The sequence below is a fragment of the Denitrobacterium sp. genome, from assembly GCF_056180635.1.
This window is the reverse complement of record NZ_JAZZJS010000016.1, coordinates 22,423-29,431: the sequence shown is the minus strand read 5'-3', so window position 1 is coordinate 29,431 and position 7,009 is coordinate 22,423. Positions and strand designations below refer to the sequence as shown.

The following is a 7,009-nucleotide window of genomic DNA, read 5'->3' as shown; positions in this document are numbered from 1 at the left end:
CGGCCAAGCCGCCGTAGCCTGCGCCGCGCGTTAAGAACGGAATCGCCGCCCGATCACCGCCCCTGGGGCGATCGATCGCCCCAGGGGCGGTGATCGGGCGGTGATTCCGGAACTAGCGATTTTCGGGGCTTGGCGTGATATGATGTAGTGGCCTGATGACTGTTCGAAACGGGGTTAGGAGGCGTGCTGTGGAGTTGCTGACTGACGTGGCCTTTCTCTCTCGGCTGCAATTCACGCTCACGGTGGCATTCCATTTCGTGTTCGTTCCGCTTTCAATCGGAGTTGGCCTGATCACCGCCCTTGCCGAGACCAGGCATTACAAAACGCGCGACCCTAAGGATGCCGAGGCTTCGCGTTTCTGGGTGAAGATCTTCACGACGACGTTTGCCGTCGGCGTTGCCACGGGCATCACGATGGAATTCTCGTTCGGGACCAACTGGGCCGATTACTCGCGTTTCGTGGGCGATATCTTCGGTGCGCCACTTGCCGCCGAAGCCTTGTTCGCCTTCTTTCTCGAAAGCACGTTCCTGGGGGTTGTGCTCTTTGGACGCGGCAAGGTATCGAAGAAGTTCTACCTTGCCGCGTCGTGGCTTGTCTGGGGTGGGTCGCTGCTTTCGGCGCTCTGGATCCTCATAGCCAATTCCTGGATGCAGACGCCGGCGGGCTACGAAATCGCCGCCGATGGCAGCAAGGCGGTGCTTACCGACTTCTGGGCGGCTGCGCTCAACCCGTCCGTTGCGGCTCGGTATTCGCATACCATCATCGCCCTCATCATCATGGGCGCGTTCGTTGCCATCGCTATCGGCGCCTATCATATGCGCAATAGCAAGGTCGAGTTCGGAAAGAAGGCCGTGGCAACGGGAACGGTCGTTGCCATCGTCGCATGCGTTCTCATGATTCCCGCCATGCACCAGCAAGCTGTGGTGGTTGCCGAGCAGCAGCCCGAAAAGCTTGCGGCCATGGAAGGGCAGTACGAGGAAGGCCCGGTGGGGATGTACGTCTTCGGCTGGGTCGACGAGGCGAATGAGACGGTTATCGGCATCGAGGTTCCCATCGAGGGCATGACGTCCATTCTGGCTTCGGGCGACGCATCCACGTCGTATATCGGGTTGCACCAGGTAGAGGCCAAGTATGGCGAGACGGCGCCCGTGCAGGTCGTATTCCAGGCCTATCACGTGATGGTTGCCATGTTTGGCCTCATCGGCATCTGGATTATCCTTTCGCTCGTGGCGACGTTGCGCGCCCGTGCGGGGAAGGCGCCGTCACGCGGTTTGCTCAAGGCGCTCATGTTCGCGCCCCTGTTCCCGTTCATAGCCATTCAGACGGGCTGGATGGTTGCGGAAGTGGGCAGGCAGCCTTGGATCGTGTGGGAGGAGTTGCGTACCGCCGACGCGATTTCCCAGTCGGTCGATGCGACTCAGCTCATAATTACGATTGCGCTGTTCGTCTTGGTGTATGCGTTCATCCTCGTTATGTACTTGCGCATCGTACTTGGCATCATCAAGGAAGGCCCCGTGGTGGAAGGCGCGCCTCCCGCTTCGGGCGGCGTGGCATCTGCGCGTCACGCGGACCTCGATGCGACCGCCGGTTCCGTCGAAGCTAAGGGGGCGAACTAGCCATGACGTTCCTTCAGGTTCTGTGGTTCATTCTCATCTTCGTTCTCATTGCCGGATACTTCGTGCTCGACGGATTCGACCTGGGCGTGGGCGTGCTCTATCCCATCTTGGGGACGACCGACGGCGAGAAGGCCGTGCTGCGCCGCATCATCGGCCCGGTGTGGGACGGCAACGAAGTATGGCTCCTCACCGCGGGTGGTGCGCTCTTCGCTGCGTTCGCGCCCGCGTATGCGTGCACGTTTTCCGGGTTCTACCTGGCAATCATGCTCGTGCTGTTTGGCCTGATCGTTCGTGCCGTGTCTCTTGAGCTCTACGCGCACGACCAGGGTAATGCGCGCATATGGGATGCGCTCTTCTTCGTGGGGAGCTTGCTGCCCGCTCTGCTGTGTGGCGTGGCCGTGGGCAACGTGATCGGGGGCATCGCGCTCAACGAATACGGCGACTACACGGGGGGCTTCTTCGCGCTCCTCAACCCATTTGCGCTCATGTGCGGCGTAGTGGGGCTTGCCCAGTGCCTGTTGCAAGGCGCATCGTGGGTGGCGCTGAAAACGCAGCCGGGCGAGCTGCACGATCGGGCCGTTTCCCTGCGCGGAACGCTCGTCGTGGTGGTCGTGGTGGCGTTCGCCCTGGCAACGGTCGCGTACTTCGTGTTCGGCGCGGCCAATGCCGCGGGAAGCGTTCCGTTTGCCGCGCGTGTGGCCTGCGCATGCGTGGTCGTGGTTGCTCTTGTGGCTTGCCTGGCGATGCGGAAGGCGAGCGACGTGGCGTTGTTCGCGATCTCGAGCGTGGTATGCCTCGCGCTGGTGGCCCTTACGGCCGCGACGCTCTTCCCGAACATCGTTCCCGCCACCGAATCCTCGCTGTCCATCACCGTTGCCGGGGCGGCGTCGAGCGAGGTCGCGTTGGGTGCAATGACCGTAATTACCTGCATTGGCCTGCCGCTGGTATTGCTTTATCATTTCCTTGTGTACCGTTCTTTCGCCGGCCGCATTTCCGATGCCGACGCGGCGGAGTAAACGTCGATGGGGCGATGATTCATGGACAAGATACTCGTGCTTGTGCGACATGGGAAAGCGCAAACGCGAAGCGAGGATATTCCCGATGAGCAGCGTGAGCTCACCGAAGCTGGCAGGCGTGCCCTGCGCGCGCATATGCCCCTTATCGTCGAGCGCCTCGATTTCGACGGCGCCGACCTAGAGCCCGCGCAAATCTGGACAAGCCCCGCCGAGCGCGCGGTGAGCACGGCCGAGGAGCTCCTTTCCTCGCTGCAGAACGAGGGGTTGTCCATCGAGCCCGAAATGCGCCCCTGCACGTCGCTGCTGGGTCAGAACGAAGACCTCTTCATGGAGGAGCTTCGCGATACGGCCGCGCGCGTGGTATATGCCGTGGGGCATAACCCCATGATTGAAGATATCGCCGAGCGCCTTACGGGCGCGCACATTCCGTTTGCCACGGGCGGCATGGCGGCCATTCGCATATCTTGGTCAGCCCATGCGGCCACTGAAGAGGAACCCTCTACGCGCCTGCTCTGGTTCGTGCAGGGCCCCGAAGCAAAGCGCTGGAAGTACCTCATCGAACTCGAGCGCAAGCTGAAGGATGCCAACGAGAACATTCACAAGCGGCTCATCTCGTTCCTTGCCGATCCGTCCGACGTCGAGACGATGCACAAGTTCCGCGTCTCCATTCGCACCATGCGCAGCCTGCTCGCGTTCGTGCGTCCCTTCCAGAAGAAGTCGCAAAACGCCCTCATGCAGGATGATTTGCGCGAAGTGGTGCGCCTCACCTCGCGCCTGCGCGAGCTCGACGTGCTCCATGCGGAACTTGCCCAGCAGGAGGGCATCGACGAGGAGCTTTTGGCGGCCGTGAATATCCGTCGCAACGACGAGCGTGGCAGGGTATATCGCCTGCTGCATGGGAAGAAGGTGCGCAAGCGCCTTAGCCGCGTGTCCGCCGAGGTGGGAAACATCGAGTGGAAGCGCCAGTATTCCTGGCGTGGCCTGCCTGCGGAGCTCGTTCAGAATCGCTTCAACAGCATGGTGTCCGATATCTACGCGCGTCTTGGAAACCTTAGTATCGAGGACGCCGAGGAAACGCATACCGTCCGCAAGCGTGCGAAGCGCGTGCGCTATGCCGCAACGCAGTTTGCCAACATGCTCGACGCCGATGCCGCCGATGTGGCAACGGCCATGGTGGAAGTGCAGGATAGCCTGGGTGCGCTTTGCGATGCGCGCGTGAACGTGGAAATCGTCGACGAGTTTCCCGTCGTGGGGCTTTCCGAAAACGCGTTGCGTGACCTGATGGAGTTCTACGAGAAGAATCGCCGCTTCGTCGTGGCGTCCACGGGTGGCGCCGACGCTCCTGCGGCGGAGTAGGGTGCCGTTTCGTTCCCGGAAAACGTGTGCGCTTCGTGAACGAAAATACGTGCTTGACCGACTGCGGGGTGATGGGTATAATTTCAACTCGCGCTTCGATGAGGCGTAAATAACTGGTCGGGTAGCTCAGTTGGTAGAGCAGGGGACTGAAAATCCCCGTGCCGAGGGTTCAAGTCCCCCTCCGACCACCATGATTGTCACAGCCCCAGCAATGGGGCTGTTTCTGTTTCGGAAGTCCCGCAGGACTTGAACCCTGCGAAGGGCAAACGCGCCAGCGGCGCGTTTGGGGTCGAGCGCAGCGAAGCGGCCGCGCGAGACCTGCGCGTCGGCACGACGCGCCCAAGTCCCCCTCCGACCACCATGATTGTCGCAGCCCCAGCAATGGGGCTGTTTTCGTTTGTTCAGGCACGATGCTGTCGCGGTTTTGCGGAATCCTACTCAAGCTGGCGTATCTTTTCGCAGCGAGCCAGCCATGTGCCGCCGTGATGCGTATACTGGAAGGCAACCGCACGTAAACAGTTAGGAGTTGAACATGCAGGCAGGATACTTTTCTACCGCATGGGCGGATATCAAATCCACGCAGGGCTGGTTTGGCAAGATATGCCTGCTGGGTCTGCTCATGCTCATTCCCATTTTCGGCCAGATCGTGTTGCTGGGCTATGCGTATGGATGGGCGCGCGAAATCGCCTGGAACGTCCATAAGCCCCTGCCGGCGCGCATCTTCGCGAACGAAGACGGCAAGCTCTATCGCCGCGGCTGGTTCCTCTTCCTCGTGGGGCTCGTCATCGCGCTCATTCCGCTGGTGTTCTGGTTCATTTCGGACGTGCTGTCCGTTTCCGCAACCCTGGGCTCCGCGCATTCCGCATACGGCATGAACGCGGGTGCGGGCATGGCGGCCGGCTTCTCGGCCCTCTTCTCGCTGCTGTACATGGTGGCGTCGATCGCGGCCATGTTCTTCACCTGGGTCGGTTGTATGCGCTCCGCAATCTACGACAACATCAGCTCTGGTCTGCAGCTGGGCAAGATCTGGAAGATGATGCGCCACGACGGGGGCGGCCTCGCTCGCATCTTCGGCATGAATCTCATCTTCGGCATCATATTCTGCGTCATCGTCACCATCCTCTGCGTGGTGGTGTTCGTGGTCGCGTTCGCGTCGGTTCTGCCGCAGATTGCCGCTATCGGTGGCGACTCGTACTACTACGATTACGGCTACACGTATCCGTACTATGGCACCAGCTCGTATGCGGCGCTGTTCTCGGCGCTTCTGCCCGTGCTCGGTGGCGTGATTGTCTTCTGCGTGGTCCTAACGTACATTTCGTGCGTGTTCGGTTCGTTCCTCGAGATTCTCACGGCTCGCGCCCTGGGCTATTGGCTCCGTCAGTTCGACGTTGCGAACTGGGGTTCGCAGGACGCTCCCATGCCGTTCGAGGTGCAGCCCGCACAGCAGCCGTACCAGCCGTATCAGGCTCAGCAGACCTATCAGCCGCAGCCTCAGGCTCAGCCCGTTCAGCAGCAGCCCGTGCAGCCCGCAGCTCAGCCTGCGCCCACTGCGCCCGTTGCCCAGCAGCCCGTTCAGCCCGCGCCCGCTGCTCCCGTAGCTCAGCCGCAGGCCACGCCGGAAGCTCCCAAGCAGGTGGATGCCCCCGTTGCGGAGTCGGCTCCTGAAGCGCCTGCTCCCGTGCAGCCTGTCGACGACGCCGCGAAGGACGAACCCACCGAGGGAAGTGCCCCGCAGGCGTAGCCCCTTGGCCCTGCTATCCAGGTAGCGCAGAGCACCCGCGTCCCATGGGGATGCGGGTGCTTTTCTTTGTCGTGCATCATCGTTCGCGTTTATTCGTTCTTGTTGCAATTTTGTTCCGCGACACAACATATTGGGTACGCGTATGGAGGTCATTTGATGCGCCCGTGAATAATCCTCTGGCGTTTTTGGGCAGCGCGTCGATAACGCTACAGTTGGCAAAGTTGCTATAACGCCGACTACACATGCACCCTAAACGAAAGAAGAGTCGACGCATGAAGGTTCTGTACGCTAAGCACGTCAGGGCAGCACAGCGCAATCGCGTATTGGCAATGCTTGTGGCGTGCATTCTCGTTTGCGGCCTGGTCTTTTCCTCGACCATGCCCTCTTCTGCCCATGCCAACGCCTCTGCTGGCATTCAGAATAACGGCTTGGGCGGCATCGACATCGACATCAATTCCGCGCCGTATACCACGTATGCCGAAAAGCCCTCGGGAGGGTACGCCTATGGTACGCAGGGCTGCGCATGGTTCGCAGCTGCGCGCCTGAGCCAGCTCACCGGTATCGACGTGACCATCTGGAGTGGCCAGAACTGGTATAACTCTAAATACGCAGATTATGGCTTCTCGCGTGGGACGTCGGTGCCCACGGGAAAGGCGCTCGCCTGCTTCACCGACCACGTGCTGGTAGTCGAAAACGTTTCGGGCGATACCTTCACCATCAGCGAGGGAGGCATGAGCAGCGCCGGATCGGAGCATGGATATTGTCGCATTACTACGATGAGCAGGGAAGATGTAGAATCCGCCAATACGCGCGGCTATGGCAGTTTCCTGGGGTACGTGTATCTGGGCGTGGGCTTCTCCTCGAGCGAATCGGGCTCGATGTTCCGCATGTACAACCCCAATTCCGGCGAGCATTTCTATACCGCCAGTTCGAGCGAGCGTGACGATCTGGTGCTGTGCGGCTGGAGCTACGAGGGCGTGGCCTGGCGCGCGCCGTCGAGTGGGGATGCGGTATATCGTCTGTACAACCCCAATGCGGGCGATCACCATTACACCACCAGCTCGAGCGAGCGCGACCGTCTGGTTTCGGTGGGCTGGAACTATGAGGGCGTGGGCTGGTATTCCGATACGTCCCATGCAACGGGTCTCTTCCGCCTGTACAACCCCAATGCCATCGCGGGCGCGCATCATTACACCACGAATGCCTCCGAGCGCGACCATCTGGTATCCGAGGGGTGGAGCTTCGAAGGCATCGGCTGGTACGGTCTGTAGCCCGTCTCC

At 60.9% G+C, this 7,009-nt stretch carries 5 protein-coding genes and 1 tRNA gene; all 6 read left to right on the top strand.

The window, feature by feature from the left end:
- Positions 1–188: 188 nt before the first annotated feature.
- Positions 189–1,616, top strand: a complete 1,428-nt coding sequence (locus tag AC04P6_RS01500; RefSeq protein ID WP_475564827.1) for a cytochrome ubiquinol oxidase subunit I — start codon at positions 189–191, stop codon at positions 1,614–1,616.
- 2 nt (positions 1,617–1,618) lie between these two features.
- Entirely contained in the window at positions 1,619–2,632 is a 1,014-nt protein-coding gene (cydB, locus tag AC04P6_RS01495; protein WP_475564826.1) for a cytochrome d ubiquinol oxidase subunit II, read from the top strand.
- Positions 2,633–2,653: 21 nt separating this feature from the next.
- Positions 2,654–3,988 (top strand): CHAD domain-containing protein, encoded by a 1,335-nt coding sequence (locus AC04P6_RS01490; RefSeq protein ID WP_475564825.1) that lies wholly within the window; start codon positions 2,654–2,656, stop codon positions 3,986–3,988.
- Positions 3,989–4,103: 115 nt separating this feature from the next.
- Positions 4,104–4,179: transfer RNA gene (locus tag AC04P6_RS01485), tRNA-Phe, on the top strand.
- Between the two features lie 341 nt (positions 4,180–4,520).
- On the top strand, positions 4,521–5,729 hold the full coding sequence (locus AC04P6_RS01480; RefSeq protein WP_475564824.1) for a DUF4013 domain-containing protein: 1,209 nt from the start codon (positions 4,521–4,523) through the stop codon (positions 5,727–5,729).
- 242 nt (positions 5,730–5,971) lie between these two features.
- Positions 5,972–7,000, top strand: coding sequence for a CHAP domain-containing protein (locus AC04P6_RS01475; RefSeq protein WP_475564823.1), 1,029 nt, complete (start codon positions 5,972–5,974; stop codon positions 6,998–7,000).
- The last annotated feature ends 9 nt before the right edge of the window (positions 7,001–7,009 follow it).